General features: G+C 72.6%; 14 protein-coding genes. 11 read left to right on the top strand and 3 right to left on the bottom strand.

Annotation, left to right across the window (positions count from 1 at the left end; genetic code table 11):
- Positions 1-133 precede the first annotated feature (133 nt).
- Positions 134-2,179, top strand: a complete 2,046-nt coding sequence (locus ACFPZN_RS21295) for a glycosyltransferase (protein ID WP_378283811.1) — start codon at positions 134-136, stop codon at positions 2,177-2,179.
- A 49-nt stretch (positions 2,180-2,228) separates the two neighbouring features.
- On the opposite strand, the gene ACFPZN_RS21290 is transcribed toward ACFPZN_RS21295, so the two are convergent.
- Positions 2,229-3,770 carry a long-chain-fatty-acid--CoA ligase gene (locus ACFPZN_RS21290; protein WP_378283810.1) on the bottom strand — a complete coding sequence of 514 codons (1,542 nt, stop codon included), beginning with the start codon at positions 3,768-3,770 and terminating at the stop codon, positions 2,229-2,231.
- 234 nt (positions 3,771-4,004) lie between these two features.
- Positions 4,005-4,301 (bottom strand): lytic polysaccharide monooxygenase, encoded by a 297-nt coding sequence (locus tag ACFPZN_RS21285; RefSeq protein ID WP_378283809.1) that lies wholly within the window; start codon positions 4,299-4,301, stop codon positions 4,005-4,007.
- A gap of 434 nt (positions 4,302-4,735) precedes the next feature.
- On the opposite strand from ACFPZN_RS21285, the gene leuS reads away from it, so the two are divergent.
- On the top strand, positions 4,736-7,234 hold the full coding sequence (gene leuS / locus ACFPZN_RS21280; RefSeq protein ID WP_378283882.1) for a leucine--tRNA ligase: 2,499 nt from the start codon (positions 4,736-4,738) through the stop codon (positions 7,232-7,234).
- Between the two features lie 347 nt (positions 7,235-7,581).
- Here the strand turns inward: leuS and lexA are convergent, their stop codons facing one another.
- Complete coding sequence (gene lexA / locus ACFPZN_RS21275; protein ID WP_378283808.1) at positions 7,582-8,280, bottom strand: transcriptional repressor LexA; 699 nt, start codon at positions 8,278-8,280, stop codon at positions 7,582-7,584.
- A 323-nt stretch (positions 8,281-8,603) separates the two neighbouring features.
- On the opposite strand from lexA, the gene ACFPZN_RS21270 reads away from it, so the two are divergent.
- The 9 genes from ACFPZN_RS21270 to ACFPZN_RS21230 all read left to right on the top strand — a co-directional run bounded on the left by ACFPZN_RS21270 (position 8,604) and on the right by ACFPZN_RS21230 (position 21,974).
- Entirely contained in the window at positions 8,604-8,843 is a 240-nt protein-coding gene (locus tag ACFPZN_RS21270) for a LysM peptidoglycan-binding domain-containing protein (RefSeq protein ID WP_378283807.1), read from the top strand.
- Positions 8,844-8,943: 100 nt separating this feature from the next.
- On the top strand, positions 8,944-10,503 hold the full coding sequence (locus tag ACFPZN_RS21265) for an MFS transporter (RefSeq protein ID WP_378283806.1): 1,560 nt from the start codon (positions 8,944-8,946) through the stop codon (positions 10,501-10,503).
- 16 nt (positions 10,504-10,519) lie between these two features.
- Positions 10,520-11,602 (top strand): serine hydrolase domain-containing protein, encoded by a 1,083-nt coding sequence (locus ACFPZN_RS21260; RefSeq protein ID WP_378283805.1) that lies wholly within the window; start codon positions 10,520-10,522, stop codon positions 11,600-11,602.
- 324 nt (positions 11,603-11,926) lie between these two features.
- Entirely contained in the window at positions 11,927-12,400 is a 474-nt protein-coding gene (gene nrdR, locus ACFPZN_RS21255) for a transcriptional regulator NrdR (protein WP_378283804.1), read from the top strand.
- A gap of 140 nt (positions 12,401-12,540) precedes the next feature.
- A complete protein-coding gene (locus tag ACFPZN_RS21250) occupies positions 12,541-15,372 on the top strand; it encodes a vitamin B12-dependent ribonucleotide reductase (RefSeq protein ID WP_378283803.1) in 2,832 nt (943 codons plus the stop codon).
- 200 nt (positions 15,373-15,572) lie between these two features.
- Entirely contained in the window at positions 15,573-15,947 is a 375-nt protein-coding gene (locus ACFPZN_RS21245) for a hypothetical protein (protein ID WP_378283802.1), read from the top strand.
- Positions 15,947-16,897: a hypothetical protein gene (locus ACFPZN_RS21240; RefSeq protein WP_378283801.1), complete on the top strand. Its 951-nt coding sequence runs from the start codon at positions 15,947-15,949 to the stop codon at positions 16,895-16,897. The genes ACFPZN_RS21245 and ACFPZN_RS21240 overlap by 1 nt, the downstream gene beginning before the upstream one ends.
- Complete coding sequence (locus ACFPZN_RS21235; protein WP_378283800.1) at positions 16,897-21,654, top strand: CHAT domain-containing protein; 4,758 nt, start codon at positions 16,897-16,899, stop codon at positions 21,652-21,654. Before ACFPZN_RS21240 ends, ACFPZN_RS21235 begins: the two co-directional genes overlap by 1 nt.
- A gap of 161 nt (positions 21,655-21,815) precedes the next feature.
- Positions 21,816-21,974: a hypothetical protein gene (locus ACFPZN_RS21230; protein WP_378283799.1), complete on the top strand. Its 159-nt coding sequence runs from the start codon at positions 21,816-21,818 to the stop codon at positions 21,972-21,974.
- Positions 21,975-22,009 lie beyond the last annotated feature (35 nt).

Here is a 22,009-nt window from a genome sequence, read left to right as displayed (position 1 = left end):
GACGTCCTAAGCCGACGAGGAGATGAACAACGCGTGGCGGCCTGACGCGGAACGGCGGAGGGCGTGGTGATCCGGTCTAGCGTGGACGGATTGGAGCCTTTTGCCGCCGACCCTGCCGCCCGGGGGTGCACCTGTGACCGACACCCACTCCGCGTCCGCGCCTCCGTCGGCGTCCGTGTCGGCGCAGCGGGCCCGCGCCGACCGGCTGGCCGCCGACGGCGCGGCGCTGCGGCTGCGGCTGGCCGAGGCGGAGCGGGAGCGCGACGAGCGCGAGCGGCAGATCGTCCATCTGCGCCGCGAGCTGGCCGAGACGGCCCGGCGGCTCGGCGAGGCCGACCGTGCCCGCGCCACCGAGGCGCACCGCGCCGACCAGGCCGAATGGCAGGCCGAGGTGCTGCGGCGGCGGCGCTGGACGCGGCTGGGCGGGGCGCTGGGCCGGTTGGCGCGGCGGCCGCTGTCGCCCGGCTCGTACCGGGGGCTGCGGGCGGCGGCGCGCGTCCGCCCGGCGCCGCAGGCGCCGCCCAAGAACCCGCGACTGCCGAAGCACCCCGAGGTGCGGGCGGTCGACACCGAGCCGTTCGACGGCGTTCCCGCGCTGGAGTTCCCGGACGGCCCGGTCAACCGGCCCGAGCTGACCGCGGCCGTCCTGGCGAACCCGCCCGTCGAGGCGGCGCTGCGGTACGAGTGGCGCCAGCTCGACCGGTTCCCCCCGGACGGCTGGCGTGCGGCCTTCGAGGCCGAGCCGCCCGACCTCCTCTTCGTGGAGTCCGGCGCGGCGGCGAGCACTCCGGACGGGAGTCCGCTGGAGGAGATGGCCGCCTGGTGCCGCGAGCATGACGTCCCGACCGTCTTCTGGGACACCGGCGACGATGACTCGCCCGACCCCGCCGCCACGCTGTTCGACCACGTCTTCACGGTCGACGCCGCACGTGTGCGCGCGCTGCGCGAAGCGCTCGGGCATGACCGCGTCCACGTGCTTCCCTTCGCGGCCCAGCCCCGCCTCCACACTCCTATACGGGGCGCGGACCACGGCAGGTACCCGCTCCTGTACGAAGGGGACTACGACCCTGGAGCGGAGGCGTTGCTCGGCCCCGCGCCCAAGCTCGGAGCCCACTTCTACGGGTCGGACTTCCCCTCGCTCTACAGGCAACGGGTCGTCCCGGCGCTTCCGTACGAGAAGGCACTGACGGCCCGCAAGCGCTACCGCGTCCTACTCGCGCCCCACCCCCGGCTGGCCTATGAGGCGGCGGCCGCGGGCGTCCCCATCGTGCACACGGCGGACGACCCCCTCGCGTTCGGCCCCGCCGTGGGCGACGCACAGGACGCGTCCCGGCTCCTGGGGGCCCTGCTCGCGGGGCCGGAGATGCGCGACCGCCAAGCCCACCTGGCACTCCGCCGGATCCACGCCGAGCACACCTACCGGCATCGGGTCGACAGCGTCCTCGAGGCGCTCGGCACGTCCCACCCGGAGGCGCAGCGCGCGGAGCCGCCGCTCGTCTCACTGGTGCTGCCGACCTGCCGGGCCGAGCAGATCGCCCAGGCCATCGAGCACGTGGCCCGGCAGGTGTGGCGTCCACTGCAACTGGTCCTGGTCCTGCACGGCATAGACCTCGACCCCGTCGTCGTGGAGAAGCAGGCCCGGGCCGCCGGGATCGACGACATCGTGGTGCTGCCCGCCGACCGTTCCCTCTCCCTGGGCGAATGCCTCAACCTCGGCATCGAGGCCGCCGACGGCGCCTACATCGGGAAGATGGACGACGACGAGCTGTACGGCCCGCACTACGTCTCCGACCTCGTACCGGCCTTCTCCTACACCGAGGCGTCGGTCGTCGGGAAGCTCGCGCACTACACGCACCTGGAGTCCATCGACGCCATGGTGCTGCGCCACCCCGGCCTGGAGCACCGCTACGTGAACCTCCTGCGCGGGGGAGCGCTCCTCGCCGACGGCGACCTCCTGCGCGAATACCGCTTCGCCGAGGTCGGCAGGGGCGAGGACACCGATCTGTTCCGGCGGCTGCGCGAGGACGGGGTGCGGGTGTACGCGGCCGACCGCTACTCGTTCATCACGATCCGGCACGCGGACCCCGGCCGGCACACCTGGCAGCCCAGCGACCTGGAACTGCTCGCCGACGCCCGCCTCGCCCACTACGGGCTGACCGAGGAGCACATCCTCTTCTGAGAGCCCCGCCGGCCCGGGCCAGGCCGGGCCGGCGTCGGCCGGGGGACGCTCAGCGCAGCTCGCGCTTGAGGATCTTGCCGGTCGCGGTCATCGGCAGCTCGTCCCGGAACTCCACGATCCGCGGGTACTTGTACGCGGCGAAGTTCTCCCTGCCCCAGGCGATCAGCTCGTCCTCGGTCACCCCGGCGTCCGGCGTGCGGATCACGTACGCCTTGATCTCCTCGCCGTGGCTGTCGTGCGGCACCCCCACCACGGCGGCCAGCGACACCGCGGGGTGGGTCATCAGGACCTCCTCGATCTCCCGCGGGTACACGTTGAACCCACCGCGGATGATCATGTCCTTGGAGCGGTCGATGATGAAGTAGAAGCCGTCCTCGTCCCGGCGGGCGATGTCGCCGGTGCGGAACCAGCCGTCCCGGATCGCCTCCTCGGTGGCCTCCGGGCGGCCGTAGTAGCCCTTCATGACGTTGTGGCCCCGGATCGCGATCTCGCCCGGCCCCTCGCCCTCGACGGTCTTCCACTCCTCGTCGACCAGCTTCATGTCCACGCCCCAGATGGGCGTGCCGATCGAACCGGGCTTGGTGGGCCGGTCCGGCTGGTTGAACGACGCCGTCGGCGAGGTCTCCGACAGCCCGTACCCCTCCAGGATCTTGACCCCGAACTTCGCCTCGAACCCCTTCAGGACCTCCAGCGGCAGCGACGCCCCGCCCGACACGCACGTGTGCAGGCTCGCCGCCACCTCCTCGGTGGGGACGGTGCCCTGGTCCGACAGCAGCGCCCAGTACATCGTGGGCACCCCGGCGAAGATCGTGACCTTCTCCCTGGCCATCAGCGTCAGCGCCTCGCCGGGCTCGAACCGCGCCTGCAGCACCAGCGTGGCCCGCCGCCGGAACCCCACGTTCATCACGCAGGACTGCCCGAAGGCGTGGAACATCGGCAGCGTCACCAGCGACACGTCATGGTCGCGGCGCTCGAACATCGCGTCCGACACGAACGCGTTCATGAGCATGTTGGAGTGCGACAGCTCGGCGCCCTTCGGCTGCCCCGTCGTCCCGCTGGTGTAGAGGATCACCGCGGTGTCGTCCGCGCCCGTGAGCGCCGGGTCGATCGTCGACGGCAGGCCCGCGAGCGAGGGCCAGAACAGGTCCGCGTCCTCGTACGGCGACTCGGTCGCGCCGGGGTCGGTGGTCATGAGGAACAGGTGCTCGCACCCCGCGGCGGCCTGGAATCCCGCGTGCCCCATCTCGCCCAGCGGCAGCTCCGGCGTCCCCTCGAAGACGAACAGCGCCTTCGCGTCCGAGTCCTCCAGGTGGTAGGTGATCTCGCGGGGCTTGAGGAGCACGTTCAGCGGGACGACCGCCGCCCCCGCCTTCAGGATCCCGAAGTAGGCCATCGGGAAGTAGGGGACGTTCGGACACGAGAGCGCGACCTTGTCGCCGGGGCCGATCCCGCGGTCGCGCAGGAGGTTCGCGACCTGGTTCGCGATGGTCTCGATCATCCCGTAGGACAGCCGCATGTCCCCGAACACGATGGCGTCACGGTCGGGCGCCTTGCGCGCGGCGTCCTCAAGAAGCACGGAGAGGTTGAGCATGACACTCCTCGTACGGGGCTGACCACAGGCCGGTTGTTACCGACGAGTGTACGAATGGTTGCCGCTCATCCTGCTGTATGGGCGATGCCGCCCGCTATCCCGTAATACGTCCGTGACGTGCTGTTCTGCGGGAGAAACGCGCACGGAACCCGCGGCGATACTGTGCGTGCGCACAACGGGTTCGGTGCCTGTCCACAACGGAATCCGGCCCGGCCCCGGCCTGGCGGTGCCGGTTCAGCCGAAGTCGACGTCCGCGCAGGAGCAGAAGGCGTTGCCGGTGTCGGCGATGTCCCAGACGGCCAGGATCAGGTGGCGTCCCTGCTTGGCGGGGAGCGTCGCGGGATGCGAGACGGTGGACGGGGGCTGACGGCCGCCGTAGTTCTGGGTGAGGAACGGCTGCGGGTCCAGGGCGGCGCGGGTGAGTGGCTGCGCGGGGTTCCAGCCGTTACGGGTGACGAAGTAGCGGAACGAGGTGGTGGCGCGCGCGGCGACCACGAGCGGAAGCCCGAGCCCGGCGCCCACAGCCAGCACGACCCCCTTCCTCCCAGTCACGCGCCCAGTGACGGGTAGGCGGGTGGTGATGGGCAGGCGGAATTGGGTGGACATGCGCGATCCTCCTTGGCGGGGGGAGCGGGGTCGGGGATCGGCGGCGGCTTCTACTTATAGGAAACCTTCCTGTCAGTTCGAGCGTGGACGATCTCCGTCGCGTCCGTCAAGGCCCAAACCCGGGCCCGCGGGCGGCCCGGCGCGCCAGCGCGGGCTCTTGCCTCTGCGCTAGTCTTGCTGTATGCGGACCCGGCTGCTTCTCAGCCCGCCGCGCTGACCGCCAACCAGGCCGGCGCGGCGACCCCTCGTTCTGCGGGGGGTCCTTTCATGTCAGGGCATCGGCCTTCATGTCAGGGCGCGGGGCCGCATCCCGTACCGACAGGACCAGTGGAGTAGCGACCGTGAGCAGCGACGACACCATCCGCGAAGCGCAGGCGGGAGCGGGAGGCCCGTCCCCCTCGGCCGAGGGCTACGACCCGCGGGCGGTCCAGGACAAGTGGCAGGCCCGCTGGGCGGAGCTGGACCCCTTCCGGGCCGCCGAAGGCGAGGACGGCCGGGAGCGTCGCTACGCGCTCGACATGTTCCCCTACCCCTCCGGTGACCTGCACATGGGTCACGCGGAGGCGTTCGCCATCGGCGACGTGATCGCGCGCTACTGGTTCCAGAAGGGCGACAACGTCCTGCACCCGATCGGCTGGGACTCCTTCGGCCTGCCCGCCGAGAACGCGGCGATCAAGCGCGACTCCCACCCGGCCGAGTGGACCTACGCCAACATCGACACCCAGGCGAGCTCCTTCCAGCGGTACGCGCCCTCCTTCGACTGGTCCCGCCGCCTGCACACCTCCGACCCCGAGTACTACAAGTGGACGCAGTGGCTGTTCCTGCGCTTCTACGAGCGGGGGCTGGCCTACCGCAAGGGCGGCCAGGTCAACTGGTGCCCCAACGACCAGACCGTGCTGGCCAACGAGCAGGTCGTCGGCGGCCACTGCGAGCGCTGCGGCGCCCTGGTCGAGCGCCGGGTGCTGACCCAGTGGTACTTCAAGATCACCGAGTACGCGGACCGGCTGCTGGACGACATGGCGCAGCTGGAGGGCAGGTGGCCCGAGCGGGTGCTGCTGATGCAGCGCAACTGGATCGGCCGCTCCACCGGCGCCGACGTCGACTTCGTGATCGAGGGCCGGGACGAGCCGGTCACCGTCTACACCACCCGCCCCGACACCCTGTACGGCGCCACCTTCATGGTCGTGGCCGCCGACGCCGACCTGGCCGAGGAGATCTGCGACCCCGGGCAGCGCGCCGCGTTCGAGACCTACCGCGAGGAGATCTCCCGGGAGAGCGAGATCGAGCGGCTGTCCACCGAGCGCGACAAGACCGGCGTCTTCCTGGGCCGGTACGCGATCAACCCGGTCAACGGCGAGCGCATCCCGATCTGGGCCGCCGACTACGTGCTCGCCGAGTACGGCCACGGCGCGATCATGGCGGTGCCCGCGCACGACCAGCGCGACCTGGACTTCGCGCTGAAGTTCGGGCTGCCGGTCCGGGTGGTCGTCGACACCGGCGAGGCCGACCCCGCCGAGACGGGCGTGGCCACCGCGGGTGACGGCCGCATCGTCAACTCCGGCCCGATCGACGGCCTGGCCAAGGCCGACGCGATCGCCCGGATCACCGAGATCCTGGCCGGGAAGGGCCTGGGCAAGGCCGCGGTCAACTTCCGGCTGCGCGACTGGCTGGTCTCCCGCCAGCGGTTCTGGGGCTGCCCCATCCCGATCGTGCACTGCGAGGGGTGCGGCGAGGTCCCGGTGCCCGACGACCAGCTGCCGGTCCGGCTGCCCGACGACCTGCGCGGCGCCGACCTGGCCCCCAAGGGCACCTCGCCGCTGGCCGCCGCCGCGTCCTGGGTGAACGTCGAGTGCCCCAAGTGCGGCGGCCCCGCCACGCGCGACACCGACACCATGGACACCTTCGTCGACTCGTCCTGGTACTACTTCCGCTACTGCTCGCCCGGCTACGACCAGGGCCCGTTCGACGTCGAGCAGGTCCGCAAGTGGATGCCGGTCGACCAGTACACCGGCGGCGTCGAGCACGCCATCCTGCACCTGCTGTACAGCCGCTTCTTCACCAAGGTCCTGTACGACATGGGCATGGTGGACTTCACCGAGCCGTTCACCCGGCTGCTGAACCAGGGCCAGGTCATCCTCAACGCCAAGGCGATGTCCAAGTCGCTGGGCAACATGGTCGACCTGGGCGAGCAGATCGACCGGTTCGGCGTCGACGTCGTCCGCCTGGCCATGCTGTTCTCCGGCCCGCCCGAGGACGACATCGACTGGGCCGACGTGTCGCCGCACGGCATGTCCAAGTTCCTGACCCGGGTGCACCGCATCGCCACCGAGGTCACCGGCCCGGTCGGCGCCGACCCCGGCACCGGCTCGGAGGACCTGCGCCGCGTCACCCACCGCACCATCGACGAGGCCACCGCGCTGGTCGAGGTCCGCCGGTTCAACGTGGCCATCTCGCGGATCATGGAGCTGGTCAACGCCACCCGCAAGGCCATCGACTCCGGCCCGGGCGCGGGCGACCCGGCCGTCCGGGAGGCCGCCGAGACCATCGCGATCCTGCTGTCGCTGTTCGCCCCCTACACGGCGGACGAGGCGTGGGAGCTGCTGGGCCGCACCGCCCCGGTGGCCCTGGCCGGCTGGCCGTCGGCCGACCCGGCGCTGCTGGTCCAGGAGTCGGTGACCTGCGTCGTCCAGGTCGCCGGCAAGGTCCGCGACCGGCTGGAGGTCGCGCCCGGCATCACCGAGGGCGAGCTGGAGAGCCTGGCGCTGTCCTCCGACAAGATCAAGGAGGCGCTGGCCGGACGGGACATCCGCAAGGTCATCGTCCGCGCCCCCAAGATCGTCAACATCGTCCCCGCCTGACACCGACCGGCCCATGGCACGCCCGGCGTGCCATGGGCCACCGGAAGGCTCCGGCGGTCGCCCCACAGCGCCGGACCGGTGGCGCAGCCGATCACGGTGCGGCCGGGCGGCAGCCGAGTCTGGGTGCCGCCCGGGTCATCGCCGTACGACCCCGGAGGCGCTGCCCATGCGGGGGCGCCTACGAGCGCCGGGGCGAAGCCTCTGGGGTGACGACCACCGCTGGACGCGGTCGCACGTACGGATCTCGCGGTCCGGCGTGGTGAGGAGACCGCTGCTCGACGAGCGGGCCGGAAACGCGGACGGCGGCCCGGGTCAGCGGGCCGCCGTGCGGGTGGGGAGCGTCCGGGTCACATCTTGCGGAGGACGGCCACGACGCGGCCCAGGACGGAGGCCTCGTCGCCGGGGATGGGCTCGTAGGCCGGGTTCTGCGGCATGAGCCAGATGTGGCCGTCGCGGCGCTTGAAGGTCTTGACGGTCGCCTCGCCGTCGATCATCGCGGCCACGATGTCGCCCTGCTCGGCCACCGGCTGCTGGCGGACCACGACCCAGTCGCCGTCGGCGATCGCGGCGTCGATCATCGAGTCACCGGTCACCTTGAGCAGGAAGTGGGTGCCCTCGCCGACCAGCTGCTTGGGGAGGGTGAAGACGTCCTCCACCGCCTCCTCGGCCAGGATCGGCCCACCGGCGGCGATCCGGCCGACCAGCGGCACGTACGCGGGGGCGGGGCGGGAGGAGGAGGTGTCCGCGGCGGCGGCCTCGTAGGCCTCGTCCTCGGTGCGGACCGGGGTGGTGCCCGGCACCCGGACCTCGACCGCGCGCGGGCGGTTGGGGTCGCGGCGCAGATAGCCCTTGCGCTGCAGGGCGCGGAGCTGGTGCGACACGCTCGAGGTGCTGGTCAGGCCGACCGCCTCGCCGATCTCCCGCATGGACGGCGGGTAGCCGCGGCGCTGGACGGAGTCGCGGATCACCTCGAGCACCATGCGCTGCCGCTGGGTGAGCCCGCTCTCGTCCATCGGGCCGTCGGGCAGCTCCCGGACCTTGCTCATCGCTCGTCGCCTCCCCGGCGCTGGGATCCGTCACTCCTTGTCATGGCACGTTATCGCGTCCGGACCCGATGATCAAACAATTGTTCGAAGAATGTACTCGCGTTTCGTCGTTCCGGTGCGGTACAACATCGTACAGACGTTCGATCGAATATGCATTCGACCGGCCGGATTCGCGGCCGACTCCGGGGAGGGCCGAGATGGCGGGTTCGCCCTCCGGGCGAGATGCCCGGAACGCCCTTGAAATGAATGCTCAGGAACCACCGATCCGGCTCACGCGGCGGGGTCGCGCCGTCCTGGTCGGATTCGTCGCGACCGTGTTGCTCGTGGCGTTCTGGCTGACGGCGGGCCCCGGCGCGCAGGCGGGCGGACGCGGCGGCGAGGCGCCGCCGGGCGCTCCTCCCGAGACCGTGGTCGTCGGGCCCGGCGAGACGCTCTGGGACATCGCCGTCCGCGACGACCCCGAGGGCGATCCCCGGATCACCGTGCGCCGCATCGCCGATCTCAACGGCCTGCCCGACTCCATCGTCCAGCCCGGTCAGCAGCTCCGCATGCCCGCCCGGTAGCCGCCGCGAGAAAGATCGGCGGCCGCGTGTAGAGAACGCGGCGGCGGCTCCGACCTCCCCGTGGAAGGCGCCCGGCGGGGGCGCCGCGGAGGAGGGTCTCATGGATGCGGTCGCAAGGGCCGGGCGGCGCGAGTGGGCCGGGCTGGCCGTGCTCGCCCTGGCCGCGCTGCTGGTGTCGATCGACGTGTTCGTCCTGCTGCTGGCGCTGCCGCATCTGAGCGCCGATCTCGGGGCGAGCGCCGTCCAGCAGTTGTGGATCATGGACGTGTACGGGTTCCTGCTGTCCGGGTTCCTGATCACGATGGGCGGGCTGGGCGACCGGATCGGGCGGCGCAGGCTGCTGCTGGCGGGCGCGGCCGCGTTCGGCGCGGCGTCGGTGGTGGCCGCGTACGCGACCGGCCCGGGGACGCTGATCGCGGCGCGGGCGCTGCTGGGCGTCGCCGGGGCCACGATCGCGCCCTCGACGCTGTCGCTGATCGGCACGATGTTCCGCGATCCGCGGCAGCGGGCGCTGGCGATCGGCGTGTGGATGGGCTGCTTCATGGGCGGCGCGGCGCTGGGGCCGATCGTCGGCGGGGCGCTGCTGGAGCACTACTGGTGGGGGTCGGCGTTCCTGCTCGGGGTGCCGGCGATGGCGCTGCTGCTGGTCCTGGGGCCGGTGCTGCTGCCGGAGTACCGCCGTCCCGGCGCGGGACGCGTCGACCTGGCCAGCGTGCTGCTGTCGCTGGCGGCGATCCTGCCGGTCGTGTACGGGCTCAAGGAACTTGCCCGGGGCGGCTGGCAGCCGGTCCCGGTGGCGGCGGCGCTGGCGGGCGCCGGGGTGGGCGCGGTGTTCGTCCGGCGGCAGCGGCGGCTCGACGATCCGCTGATCGACCTGGGGCTCTTCCGGGACCGCGCGTTCGGCACGGCGCTGGCGGGGATGATGGCGACGACCCTGCTGATGGGGTCGATCATGATGTTCCTCACCCAGCACCTCCAGCTCGTGCAGGGGTTGTCGCCGTTCCGCGCGGCGCTGTGGATGCTGCCCGCGCTGGCGGCCAACATGCTGGGCTTCCAGATCTCGCCGCTGCTGGCCCGCCGGTTCCGGCCCGGCCGGCTCATCGCCGCGGGCCTGGTGGTGTCGGCGTGCGGGCTGCTGGTGCTGACCCAGGTCGGGGCGGGGTACGGTCCGGTGACGCTGGTCACGGGCTGGTCGATGATCGGGCTCGGCGCCGGGCCGCTGGTCACGCTGGCCACCGACCTGGTGGTCGGGTCCGCGCCGCCGGAGAAGGCCGGGTCGGCGGCCGCGCTGAACGAGACCAGCGGCGAGTTCGGCTTCGCGCTGGGCATCGCGCTGCTGGGCAGCCTGGGCACGGCGCTCTACCGGGCCGGGGTGGAGGTGCCGGCGGGCGCCGGCGGGGCGCGTGAGGGCCTGTCCGGCGCGGTGGCGGCCGCGGCGGGCCTGCCCGCGCCCGTCGGCGAGGCGCTCCTCGACTCGGCGCGCACGGCGTTCACGGACGGGCTGCACGTGGTGGCGCTGGCGAGTGCCGTGCTGGTGGCGGGCATGGCCGTGCTGATCGCCGTCATGCTGCGCCACGTGCCGCCGATCGGCGCGCCGGCCGCGGCGACCAGTGAGGCCGCGGAGGAGCCCCGGCCCGAGACCGCCGCGGTGCGGCACTGAACTGAGAGGGATGGTCATGATGCAGAAGCGCATTCAGGAAGCCGTCGACCGGCTGGTCGAGACCGGGGCGGAGACCGGTGTGCAGGTGTCGGTGTACCGGCACGGCGAGCCGGTGGCCGAGGCGGTGGCCGGCGTCGCGGATTCGGAGACCGGGCGGCCGGTCACCCCCGGCACCCCGTTCTACAGCGCGTCCACGGGGAAGGGCGTGACCGCGACGGTGGCGCACGTGCTGGCGGAACGCGGGCTGTTCGGGTACGACACGCCGATCGTCGAGCTGTGGCCGGAGTTCGGGGCGCACGGCAAGGAGAGGGCGACCGTGCGGCACGCGCTCACGCACACGGTGGGCGTCCCGGGGCTCCCGGACGGCACCACGACCGAGGACCTGTGCGACTGGGACGGCATGTGCGCGCTGATCGCCGGGAGTGAGCCGTGGTGGGAGCCGGGTACCAAGACCGCCTACCACGCCCACACGTTCGGCTACATCGTGGGCGAGATCGTCCGCCGGGCCACCGGGAAGCCGATCTCGCAGGTGCTCCGGGAGGAGGTGGCCGGGCCGCTGGACGTGGCGGACGAGCTGTTCTTCGGCGTGCCGGAGGCCGACCTGGGACGGCTCGCCCGGATGGAGACGCCGCCGGAGGTCGCGGAGGCGGCCAGGGGCATGGCCGGGATGTTCGCCGCGCTCATGCCGCCGGAGATCGTCCCGGACGCCGCGTACGCCAACCGCCCGGACGTGCTGCGGGCCGACATCCCCGCCGGCGGCGTGCTGACCGCGCGGGCGGTCGCGCGCATGTACGCGGCGCTGCTCGGGGAGGTCGGCGGCGTGCGGCTGGTGTCGCCGGAGCGCTTCCGCGAGCTGTCGGGGGCCGCGTTCGAGGGGACCGACGCGGTGATGGGGTCCCCGGCGGTGTGGGCGCTGGGCTATTCGCTGGCGCCGCTCGGTCCGGACCGTCCAGAAGTGTTCGGGATGCCGGGCATGGGCGGCAGCGCCGCGTACGCGGACCCGGTGTCCGGGACGGCGTTCGCGATCACCAAGAACCGTTTCAACCCCCTGGAGGCGAGCGCCGTCGAGGAGATCGCGGCCATCGTCGCCGCGCACTGAGCGCCGCCGCGCGAGGGCCCCGGAGGCCCCTGCGCGCGGGGGTTCGCGGGGCCGTCCGCCGCGCCCGTTCCGGTCGTCCGGCCGGAACGGGCGCGAGTGGTTTGTGGGGGTTTGGGGGCTGCTGTGGCCGACACGCCGGAGGGGGCCCGTGAGCCTCGATGTGACCAGGGTCTTACGAGCGGGCCCTGCGATCCAGGTTGCGCAGCCCTCCGGATCCTCGTACGGTTGACCACAACATCTAGTAGTTACACGGATGTCATTAACCATAAGTTGTGTTCTTGTGGTGACTGGTTTTCCGGGTGCCGAGGGGAAGGAAGGGAACGCGTGCACTGCCCGTTCTGCCGGAACCCCGACACCAAAGTGATCGACAGCCGCGCCACCGACGACGGATCCGCCATTAGGCGCCGCCGTTCGTGCCAGGAATGCGGCAAGCGATTCACCACACAGGAGAACGTGCTCCTGATGGTGGCCAAGCGCAGCGGGGTCACCGAGCCGTTCTCCCGGGAAAAGATCATCGCCGGGGTGCGCAGGGCCTGCCAGGGCCGCCCGGTGGACGAGGATGCGCTGGCCAAGCTGGGGCAGCGGGTGGAGGAGTCGATCCGGGGCACCGGCGCCGCGGAGATCCCCTCGCACGAGGTCGGCCTGGCCATTCTCGGACCGCTCGGCGAACTCGACGAGGTCGCCTACCTGCGGTTCGCGTCGGTCTACCGGAGCTTCGAGTCGCTCGACGACTTCGCCCGGGAGATCGAGTCGCTGCGCACGAGAGGTTCCTCGGGGGAGCCCGCCCCGCCCCGGTGAGGGCGGTTCGAGCAGCACGTCAAGCAGCAGGTCGAGCAGCACATTCAGCACAGAGGAAGAGCCCGCGGCCGGGATTTTCGGGCCGCCGGGCGGGGTTGTCCTGAACAGGGCCCGGGGCGAGGGCCCGAGAGGGGGAAGGCATGACGGAGACGGTGAGCGGCTCGGCATCCCGGCGCGGCAAGGGGGGCCGCAAAGGGCTGAAGATCGAGCGCATCTTCACCACGCCCGGCGTGCATCCGTACGACGAACTGCGCTGGGAGCGTCGTGACGTCGTCATGACGAACTGGCGCGACGGCTCGGTGAACTTCGAGCAGCGCGGTGTCGAATTCCCCGACTTCTGGTCGGTGAACGCCGTCAACATCGTGGCGTCCAAGTACTTTCGCGGCGCGGTCGGAACGCCGCAGCGGGAATGGAGCCTCAAGCAACTGGTCGACCGCGTCGTGAAGATGTACGTCGACACCGGCCTGGCGCAGGGCTATTTCGCCTCCGAGCAGGACGCCGAGGTCTTCGACCACGAGCTGAAGCACGCGCTGGTCCACCAGATGTTCAGCTTCAACTCGCCGGTCTGGTTCAACGTGGGCACCAGGTCCCCGCAGCAGGTCAGCGCCTGTTTCATCCTCTCCGTGGACGACACGATGGAGTCGATCCTGGAGTGGTACAAGGAAGAGGGCGTGATCTTCAAGGGCGGTTCGGGCGCGGGGCTGAACCTGTCGCGGATCCGCTCCAGCAAGGAGCTGCTGTCCTCGGGCGGCACCGCCAGCGGGCCGGTGTCGTTCATGCGCGGCGCCGACGCCTCCGCCGGGACGATCAAGTCCGGCGGCGCCACCCGGCGGGCCGCGAAGATGGTCGTCCTGGACGTGGACCACCCCGACGTGGCCGAGTTCATCGAGACCAAGTCCCGCGAGGAGAACAAGATCCGCGCCCTCCGCGACGCGGGCTTCGACATGGACCTGGGCGGCCGGGACATCGCCAGCGTCCAGTACCAGAACGCCAACAACTCGGTCCGGGTGTCGGACGAGTTCATGCGCGCGGTGGAGTCCGACGGCGAGTTCGGGCTGCGCGCCCGGCTGTCCGGCGAGATCGTCGAGAAGATCCGGGCCAAGGAGCTGTTCCGGCTGATGGCCAAGGCGGCGTGGGAGTGCGCCGACCCCGGCATCCAGTACGACGACACGATCAACGACTGGCACACCAACCCCGAGTCGGGCCGCATCACCGCGAGCAACCCGTGCTCGGAGTACATGTCGCTGGACAACTCCTCCTGCAACCTGGCCAGCATCAACCTGCTGAAGTTCCTGCGCGAGGACGGCGCCTTCGACGTCCAGAAGTTCGTGAAGCTGACCGAGCTGATCATCACCGCGATGGACGTCTCGATCACCTTCGCCGACTTCCCGACCGAGAAGATCGCGGAGACCACCCGCGACTACCGGCAGCTGGGCATCGGGTACGCCAACCTGGGCGCGCTGCTGATGGCCACCGGGCACGCCTACGACTCCCAGGGCGGCCGCTCGCTGGCCGCCGCGATCACGTCCCTGATGACCGGCGTGGCCTACCGCCGCTCCGCGGAGCTGGCCGGGGTGGTCGGCACCTACGACGGCTACGCCCGCAACGCCGAGGCGCACAAGCGGGTCATGCGCAAGCACGCCGCCGCCAACGACGCGATCCGCACGCTCGACGAGACGGACAAGGCCGTCCACGCCGCCGCGACCAAGCAGTGGCAGGAGTGCCTCAAGACCGGCGACCGGCACGGCTACCGCAACGCGCAGGCGTCGCTGCTGGCCCCGACCGGCACCATCGGCCTGATGATGGACTGCGACACCACCGGCATCGAGCCCGACCTGGCGCTGATGAAGTTCAAGAAGCTGGTCGGCGGCGGGTCGATGCAGATCGTCAACCTCACGGTGCCGCGGGCCCTGACGAAGCTGGGCTACCAGCAGGAGCAGATCGAGGCGATCGTCGAGTACATCGGCGAGCACGGCCACGTCGTCGACGCGCCCGGGCTGCGTCCCGAGCACTACGAGGTGTTCGACTGCGCGATGGGCGAGCGGGCGATCAGCCCGATGGGGCACGTGCGGATGATGGCGGCGACCCAGCCGTTCCTGTCCGGCGCGATCTCCAAGACCGTCAACATGCCCGAGCAGGCCACCATCGAGGACATCGAGAAGGTCTACTTCGAGGGCTGGCGGCTCGGCCTCAAGGCGCTGGCGATCTACCGCGACAACTGCAAGGTCGGCCAGCCGCTCTCGGTCGCCAAGAAGGCCAAGGAGCCCAAGGCGGAGGAGGCCCCGGCCGAGGCCGCGGCGCCGCGCCCGGTCCGCAAGCGGCTGCCCAAGCAGCGCCCGGCGACCGTCACCCGCTTCTCCGTCGCGGGCGCCGAGGGCTACATGACCGCCTCGTCCTACCCCGACGACGGCGTCGGCGAGGTGTTCCTCAAGCTCGGCAAGCAGGGCTCCACGCTGGCCGGCGTGATGGACGCCTTCTCCATGGCGATCTCCATCAGCCTCCAGTACGGCGTGCCGCTGGAGACCTGGGTGGAGAAGTTCACCAACATGCGGTTCGAGCCGGCCGGGATGACCGACGACCCGGACATCCGGATGGCGACCTCGGTGATGGACTACATCTTCCGCCGCCTGGCCCTGGACCACCTGCCGTACGAGGACCGCGCGGCGCTGGGCATCCTGTCGGCCAAGGAGCGGGCGATGCAGGTCAACGGCGAGGACCCGGCCAGCCTGCAGCACGACGACCAGCTCGACCGGGAGAGCCTGGCCCAGACGGCGGAGATCACCCGTCCGGCCGCGGCGGCCCCGGCGGCGAACGCCCCGGCCGCGCAGGCCCACTCGTCGATGGAGGTCATCGAGAGCCGCCAGGGCCGTACCGCCGACGCGCCCCTGTGCCTGACCTGCGGCACCAAGATGCGCCCGGCGGGCAGCTGCTACGTCTGCGAGGGCTGCGGCTCCACCAGCGGCTGCAGCTGATGTAACGAGCACCGACACCCGTGGCCGGCCGCCGTCTCTGGACGGCGGGCGGCCACGCGCGTTTCCAGGGGCCCACCGCCGGGCGAAGCGGGCCGTTGGTGGACGTTCCCGAATGCTTCCGGGGGCCCGGTGACACCGGTTGAATGGAACGCAGCCGATATGGGGCGTTCGGGGCACCGGTGGAACGGGGTGGAAGGTTCTTGGAAGACGGGGACGTGCTGCAGGCGGCCGAGGCGCTGCGTCGGTTCCTGCCCGAGCTCGCCGGGGACGCGGCGCCCGGGCTCGACCGTGAGCTCGGCGAGCTGCTGGAGCGGGGGCGGGCGGGGGAGTCCGTCAAGGTGCCGCTGCTGCGGTTGCTGTCGGGCCATGAGGCCACGCGGGACTGGATGCGGCGGGCCTTGGAGGTTCCCCAGAAGTATCGGACGTTCCAGCCGCAGGCGGGGCGGGTCCGGCTGTCCGCCGTCCGGTACGCGTGCCCGCGCTGCGGCACGGAGTGGTACCGCTTCAGCGTGCTGGACGAGGTCCCCTCGTGCCCGGACGACGAGGTGCCCTTCGAGCCGGTCACAGACCGCTGATGCTGTCGAAGGTCTGGGAGAAGGCGGGCGAGAGGCTGGCCGGGGAGGCCACGGCCCGTCTGCTGACGCCGGTGGCGGTGTTCTGGTTCGCGGGGCTGGCGGCCTGGGCGTGGCGGCAGAGCCAGGACCGCTCCGGCGGCCTGGCCAAGGTCGGCGCCGATCTCGCCAGGCTTCCGGCCGTGCTGCAACTGGCGACCGTTCTGGTGGCGGGGCTCGCGATCGTCGTGTCGGCGCTGGTCACCCAGCGGCTGTCGGTGCCGCTGCTGCGACTGCTGGAGGGCTACTGGCCGCTCGGCCGGGGTGACGGGCGGCGGCGCCGCCTGCACGGTCGCCGCACCCGGGATCAGGAGCGGGCCGGAACGCTGGAGGCCCAGCGGCTCGCCGACGGGCGGCTGCCCGCCCGGGAGGCGGACGAGCTGGCCCGCCTCCAGCTCAAACTGCGCAACGCCCCCGGCACGCTGGAGCAGACGATGCCGACCCGGTTCGGCAACCGGCTGCGCGCCGCAGAGATGCGTCCCAGCGCCAAGCACGGGCTCGACATCGTCGCCTGCTGGCCGCACCTGTGGCTGCTCCTGGACGACCGCGTCCGGTCGGAGCTGGCGCGCGGCCGCGCCGAGATGGACATGGCGGCGCACACCGTGTGGTGGAGCCTGGCGGTGGTCGTCTGGACCCCGCTGGCCTGGTGGACGCTCCCGCTGGGCCCGCTGCTGGCGGCGGCGGTCTACTACGGCTGGTTGCTGCCGGCCGCGCAGACCCACGGGGATCTGGTGGAGGCGGCGTTCGACCTCTTCCGTCCCCGCATCTACCAGGCGCTGCGCTGGCCGCTGCCCGTCGGGCCCCAGGCCGAGCAGGCGCAGGGCGCGGAGCTGACCCGGTACGTGTGGCAGGGGCTGGCCCCGCGGCACCTGCTGTTCGAGACGAACGTCGAGGGCAAGGGGACGCCTTCCTGATGTCGTGCGGCACGGGGGCCGAGGTCATCGGCGGGTTGCGGCATCTGGTGCTCGACCTGTGCGTCGTGGGGAGCTGGCGCGCCACCGGGCGGCTGGTCGAGCGGCATCCGGTGCTGCTCGGCGACGAGGCGCTGCGCGTCCTGTCCGGTCTGATCGAGGAGGCCGGGCCCGGCGACCCCGCTCGCGCCGCGTTCGAGGACCACCGCGACCTGCTGATCCGCGTCCGCGACGACGACGCGGACGATCCGCGGGTCCGCTTCGACCGCGCGCTGCTGGGCTGCGAGATCTCCAAGACCCCCGACGGGCTGAACGAGGACGTGGGATACGTCGTCCGGCAACTCGCCGAGTTCCTGGGCACGCCGCGCCCGGACTGGGTGCGGGCCGTCGAGGAGCGTCCGCTGCTGCTGCACCACGGCATGCCGCAGGTCGTCGAGGAACTGGCCGCGCTGCAGGACGAGGAGGGCGCCGCGGGCGTCCGGCGTATGGCGCCGTTGCTCGCCCGGTGCCGCGAGGCCGGTCCCGTGCGCGCGCTCATTGAGGAGGCCGCCCACGCGTACCTGTCGGCCGACGGCGACGAGGCACGGGCCTCATTGCTCCACTACCGCCCGGAAATGCGCGAGCCCGTGGCCGACGAGGTGCTGCGCGCCGTCGCGCGGGAACGCGGCCTGGACGAGGAGTCCGCGGACGCCGCCCGTGCCTTCCGCCGCAGGTTCGTCGAGGAGAGGGCCGCGGGCAAGGTCCTCGACCTGACCACCCTCGCCCCGCTCGTGAAACCCGGCATCCAGCCCCGCGTGGACCGGCTTCTGGCGGCGGACGGCGAGGACGAGCTGATCGAGACCCTCACCCGCCATCCCGAACTGGCGTCCCAAGACGCCGGGTTCGGGTTCGCCCACCGCATGATGTCGGCGCGCTCCGCCGGGGACGACCTGGCCGCCGTACGAGCGGCGCGCCGGCAGCTTCTCGCCCGGTGGGCGGCCGAGAAGGGCGCGGCGTCCGCCGTCGCCGAGGTGGAGGCCGCGTTCCCGGAGGAGGAGGTGGCCGAGGTCGTCGCGGCCTTCCTGAACGTCGCCGACATGGGCGGCGCCTGGGCGCTCATCGAGGCGCAGCCGCTGCTCGCGGAGCCCGGCGTGGCGGAGATGCTGGAGATGTTCGGATTGTCCGGCGCCAGTCACGCCGAGCTCCTGCGGCACGTCCACGAGCGGGGAACCGCTGAGGTGTTCTCGTCCATGGGTGCCCTCGACGACGCGGTGGACGCCCTCTCCGAGTCGGCGTCGGAGGCCAGCGCGCGGTTCCGTTCGGGCGGGACGCTCTCGGTGTACGCGGTCGCGGCCGTCGTGGCCGAGTCGGTGGCGCGGCTGCGCGGCCCGTCCGACCTGCGCGCCGGAGCGTCCGGTTTCGCGGCCGAGCTGCGCGGCGACCTGAGCCGCAGGACCGGGGACGAGCGGCATTTCCAGCGCGCCCTGCGGCATTTCGAGACCGCGCTGTCCACCGGAGAGCCCTACTATCGGCGCTCCATCGACCGGTTCAACTTCGCCGGGCTGCTGTACGAGCGCGCGCTCGTGAGCGGTGGGAGCACCGAGCTGCTGGAGCGCGCCGCCGGGCTGCTGGAAGAGGTCATCGAGCACGGCCCCGCGGAGGAAGAGGAAGCACCCGGTCTACGTGCGATGGCCGCGATGCTGTTCGGTGAGACCGTCGCCGAACGTGCCCGCCGCACCCGATCGGTGGCGGTGCTCGACCAGGCCCTGGACCTGACCGGTCGCCTGCTCCCCGGCGGCGACGAGGTCGGCGCCACGCTGCGGCTGGTGCGGGGACACCTGCTGGTCGCCCGATGGGATCTGACCCGCCGGTCCGCCGACCTGGAGCGCCTGCTGGAGTTCTGCGACGAGAGCGTGCGCGCCGAGCCCGGCGACCTCGACCTGCGGTTCCTCCTGATCGACGGCCTGGTCGCGGCCATCCCCGACTTCTCCATGGACTTCGACCGCGCCGAGACCGCGATCCATGAGGCCGCGGAGCTGGCGGGCGACGACGACGAGCGGCGCGGCCGGCTGGCGCTGCAGCTGGCCGAGCTGGCGTCCAAACGCAGCCGCGCCGGTGCGGCGAGCGCAGAGGTCGCGCTGGCCGCCGCGTACGGGGCCCAGCGGTACCACTCGCGCGGCGACGCGGACCACTACGCCCATACCCTGGTGCTGATCGGCCGCGCCTACCGGGAACGTCACCACACCGGCGGCCATCCCAGCGACCTGCGCCGCAGCCTCGACGCGCTTGAGGAAGGCGCGGACCTGGAACCGTCCGAACAGGTCCGCACCGCTCTCGACCTCGACCTGGTGACCACCCTGCGGCAGGTGTACGAGCTGACCGGCGACCGGACGGCGCTCGCCCGCGCCCTCGCGATCGCCGAGGGGATCCCCGCCCGGGGCTGGGTCGGCCGGGCCTACCTCCTCCAGCAGCTCGCCCTCCTCTACGGCGACCGCTATGTCGCGGCGGGCGAGCTGGCCGACCTCGACCGGTCCATCGGCTCCGCCGAGCGCGCCCTCGACCTTCTCGTCCCCGGCAGCCACAACTGGCGCACGGTGGCCATGAGCCTGGCGAACCGGCTGATCGTCCGCTCCAGGGCCACCGGGGAGGCGCGCAGCGCCGACCTGGCGGTGGCGCTCCTCGAACGGGTCTCGGAGCAGGAGACGTTCGACCTCCACGACGAGAGGGCCGCCGACCAGCGCGCGCGCCGCCTCACCAACCTCGGCAACGCCCTGTTGCAGCGGTACATGCTCCTGAACGACGGCGCCGGAGGGGACGACCTGGACCGCGCCGTGACCGCGCTGCGCGAGGCGTCCGAGGCGACCCCCGATTCCTCGCCCTACTGGCCCCGCCGGGTCTTCAACCACGCCAACGCCCTGCAGGCGCTCGGCGATGCCCGCGGTGACGCGGCCGTCCTGGACGAGGCGGTCGCGGCCTTCTCCCGCGCCCTCGAACCCGTGACCAACGTGGTGCTGCGGGCCATGTACACCGTCCCGATGTGCTCCACGCTGCTGGCCAAGCACCGGCTGACCGGCGAGGCCGGTCCGCGCGAGGAGGCCGTGCGGATCCTGGAGGACCTGCTGGAGGCCGACCCGCCCTCGCGGGAGACCGTGCTGGGAGCCAGGCTGCTCGGCGACGCCCACGCCGCCGGCGGCGCCTGGGAACGCGCCGCCGCGGCCTATGTCCGCTGCATGGGGGCGCTGTCGATCGTGCTGCGCGGTGAGCGGCTGCGCGGACACAAGGAGGGCTGGCTGCGCGAGGCCGTGGGCGTCCCGGCGCGGGCGGCCGTCGCCCATGTGCTGGCCGGGCACCCGGCGCAGGCCGTCGCCGTGCTCGAACGGGGCCGGGCCGTGCTGCTGGCGCAGGCGCTGGAACTGGCCGGCGCCGACGTGGACGAGTTGCGCGACGCGGGCCGCGACGACGTCGCGGGCCGCTGGGAGGAGATCACCCGGCGGATCGCCGTGCTGGAGGCGGGGGAGCCCGGCGCGGACGACGTCGTGTCGGTCCGCATCGACCTGGTGGAGCGGCTGGGCGTCGCCCATCGCGAGCTGGAAGAGGTCCTGGACGAGATCCGCGCCGACCCGCGCCACCGCGACTTCCTCCGCATGGACGCGGCGGACCCGGCGGTCCCGGACGCCGCCGGCCCACCGGTGATCTACGTGACGGACACGGGCGAGCGCGGTCTGGCGCTCATCGTGCGCGGCCGGGACGACGTCACCCCGGTATGGCTGCCGGACCTGACCGAGACGGAGATGGCGGTCCGCGTGTCGGCCCTGCTCGAAGCCTCCGGCGCCGAGCACGCTCCGGACCACCGGGCCGCGGCCGTACTCGTCGGCGAGATCGTGGACTGGCTGCGCACCACGGTCTTCGACGTCCTGGCGCCCCAGCTGGACGGTGCCGCCCGCGCCGTGCTCGTCCCCGTCGGCCACCTGGCCCAGCTCCCGCTGCACGCGGCCGCGGCGATGAGCGGCATCACCGCCACGTACGCCCCGAGCGCCCTGGCGCTGCGCGCGGCGACCGGCCGTGCCGCCGGGCGGGGCACCGCGCACGCCCTCGCGGTCGCCGACCCGGCGGGCACGGGCCTGCCGCCGCTGGAGGCGGCGCGGCTGGAGGCGGACACCGTGGCGGCGCTGTTCGGCGACGCCGGCGCGACGCTGGAACGGGACGCGGCGACCCGCGAGGAGGTCCGGCGCCGGGCCGCAGACGCCGGCGTGCTGCACGTGGCGTGCCACGGGCGGGCCGAGCCGCTGTCCCCGCTCGACAGCGGCCTCGTCCTGGCCGGCGGCGAGACGCTCACGGCGCGGGACCTGCTGGCCGACCGGCTGGCCGCGCGGCTGGTGGTGCTGACGGCCTGCGCCAGCGGCGTCCCGGGCGTGCGGCTCCCCGACGAGGTCGTCGGCCTGCCCACCAGCCTCCTGCACGCCGGCGCGGCGGGCGTGCTGGCGACGATGTGGCGCGTGCCCGACGACGGCGCCCTGCTTTTCAGTATCGCCTTCTATGACGCCTGGCGGAACCGCGGACGGGAACCGGCGGACGCGTGGGCGGCCGCCGCCGAGTGGCTGCGGACCACGACCGACGGAGCCAAGACCGAACACTTCTCCCGCCTGATGGCCGACCCGCGCGCATGGCTGCCGCGCCCGGTCGCCGAACGCTGCTGGGAACGCCTCGTCCTGCGCGCCCCCGGCGGCCGCAGCCATGGCGACCCGTATCTGTGGGGAGCGTTCGCCTACCACGGCGCCTGACACCACCGAAGCCCTGGCGCGCACGGGGGAGGGGAGCGGCGCGATGCTCCCCCCCCCGTGGCGGGATCCGCGCGCCTGCCGTTCGCGGAAGGACCGCGGGCGGCGGGCGTTCGGTGCGAAGGGCGGGGCCAGGTGATGGACGGGCGGTCGGTGTGGAGCCCGTGCGGGCGGGGAGCGCCGGTTCGCGGTGGAGCGCGGCTCGCAGGGCCGGGGGGTATGCGGCGGCGCTGGCCATGTCCCTCTACCTGGTGGTCAAGGTCGTGGCGGTCGGTCTGGCGCTGGCCCGGCCGTGGGGCCGGCGGCTGCCCGCACGCCCCTGATCTTCCTCGCCTGGACGGGCTGCGGCTTCCTGGTG

It is taken from the genome of Actinomadura rugatobispora (assembly GCF_042656285.1).
Lineage (GTDB): Bacteria > Actinomycetota > Actinomycetes > Streptosporangiales > Streptosporangiaceae > Spirillospora > Spirillospora rugatobispora.
This window is presented reverse-complemented; position numbering and strand designations above follow the sequence as displayed.

What these genes read in the sequence shown, in the direction of transcription:
- ACFPZN_RS21290 (WP_378283810.1), bottom strand. Translation starts at nt 3,770, where the DNA reads ATGCTCAACCTCTCCGTGCTTCTTGAGGACGCCGCGCGCAAGGCGCCC.
- lexA (WP_378283808.1), bottom strand. Translation starts at nt 8,280, where the DNA reads ATGAGCAAGGTCCGGGAGCTGCCCGACGGCCCGATGGACGAGAGCGGG.
- ACFPZN_RS21265 (WP_378283806.1), top strand. Translation starts at nt 8,944, where the DNA reads ATGGATGCGGTCGCAAGGGCCGGGCGGCGCGAGTGGGCCGGGCTGGCC.
- ACFPZN_RS21260 (WP_378283805.1), top strand. Translation starts at nt 10,520, where the DNA reads ATGATGCAGAAGCGCATTCAGGAAGCCGTCGACCGGCTGGTCGAGACC.
- ACFPZN_RS21250 (WP_378283803.1), top strand. Translation starts at nt 12,541, where the DNA reads ATGACGGAGACGGTGAGCGGCTCGGCATCCCGGCGCGGCAAGGGGGGC.
- ACFPZN_RS21240 (WP_378283801.1), top strand. Translation starts at nt 15,947, where the DNA reads ATGCTGTCGAAGGTCTGGGAGAAGGCGGGCGAGAGGCTGGCCGGGGAG.
- ACFPZN_RS21235 (WP_378283800.1), top strand. Translation starts at nt 16,897, where the DNA reads ATGTCGTGCGGCACGGGGGCCGAGGTCATCGGCGGGTTGCGGCATCTG.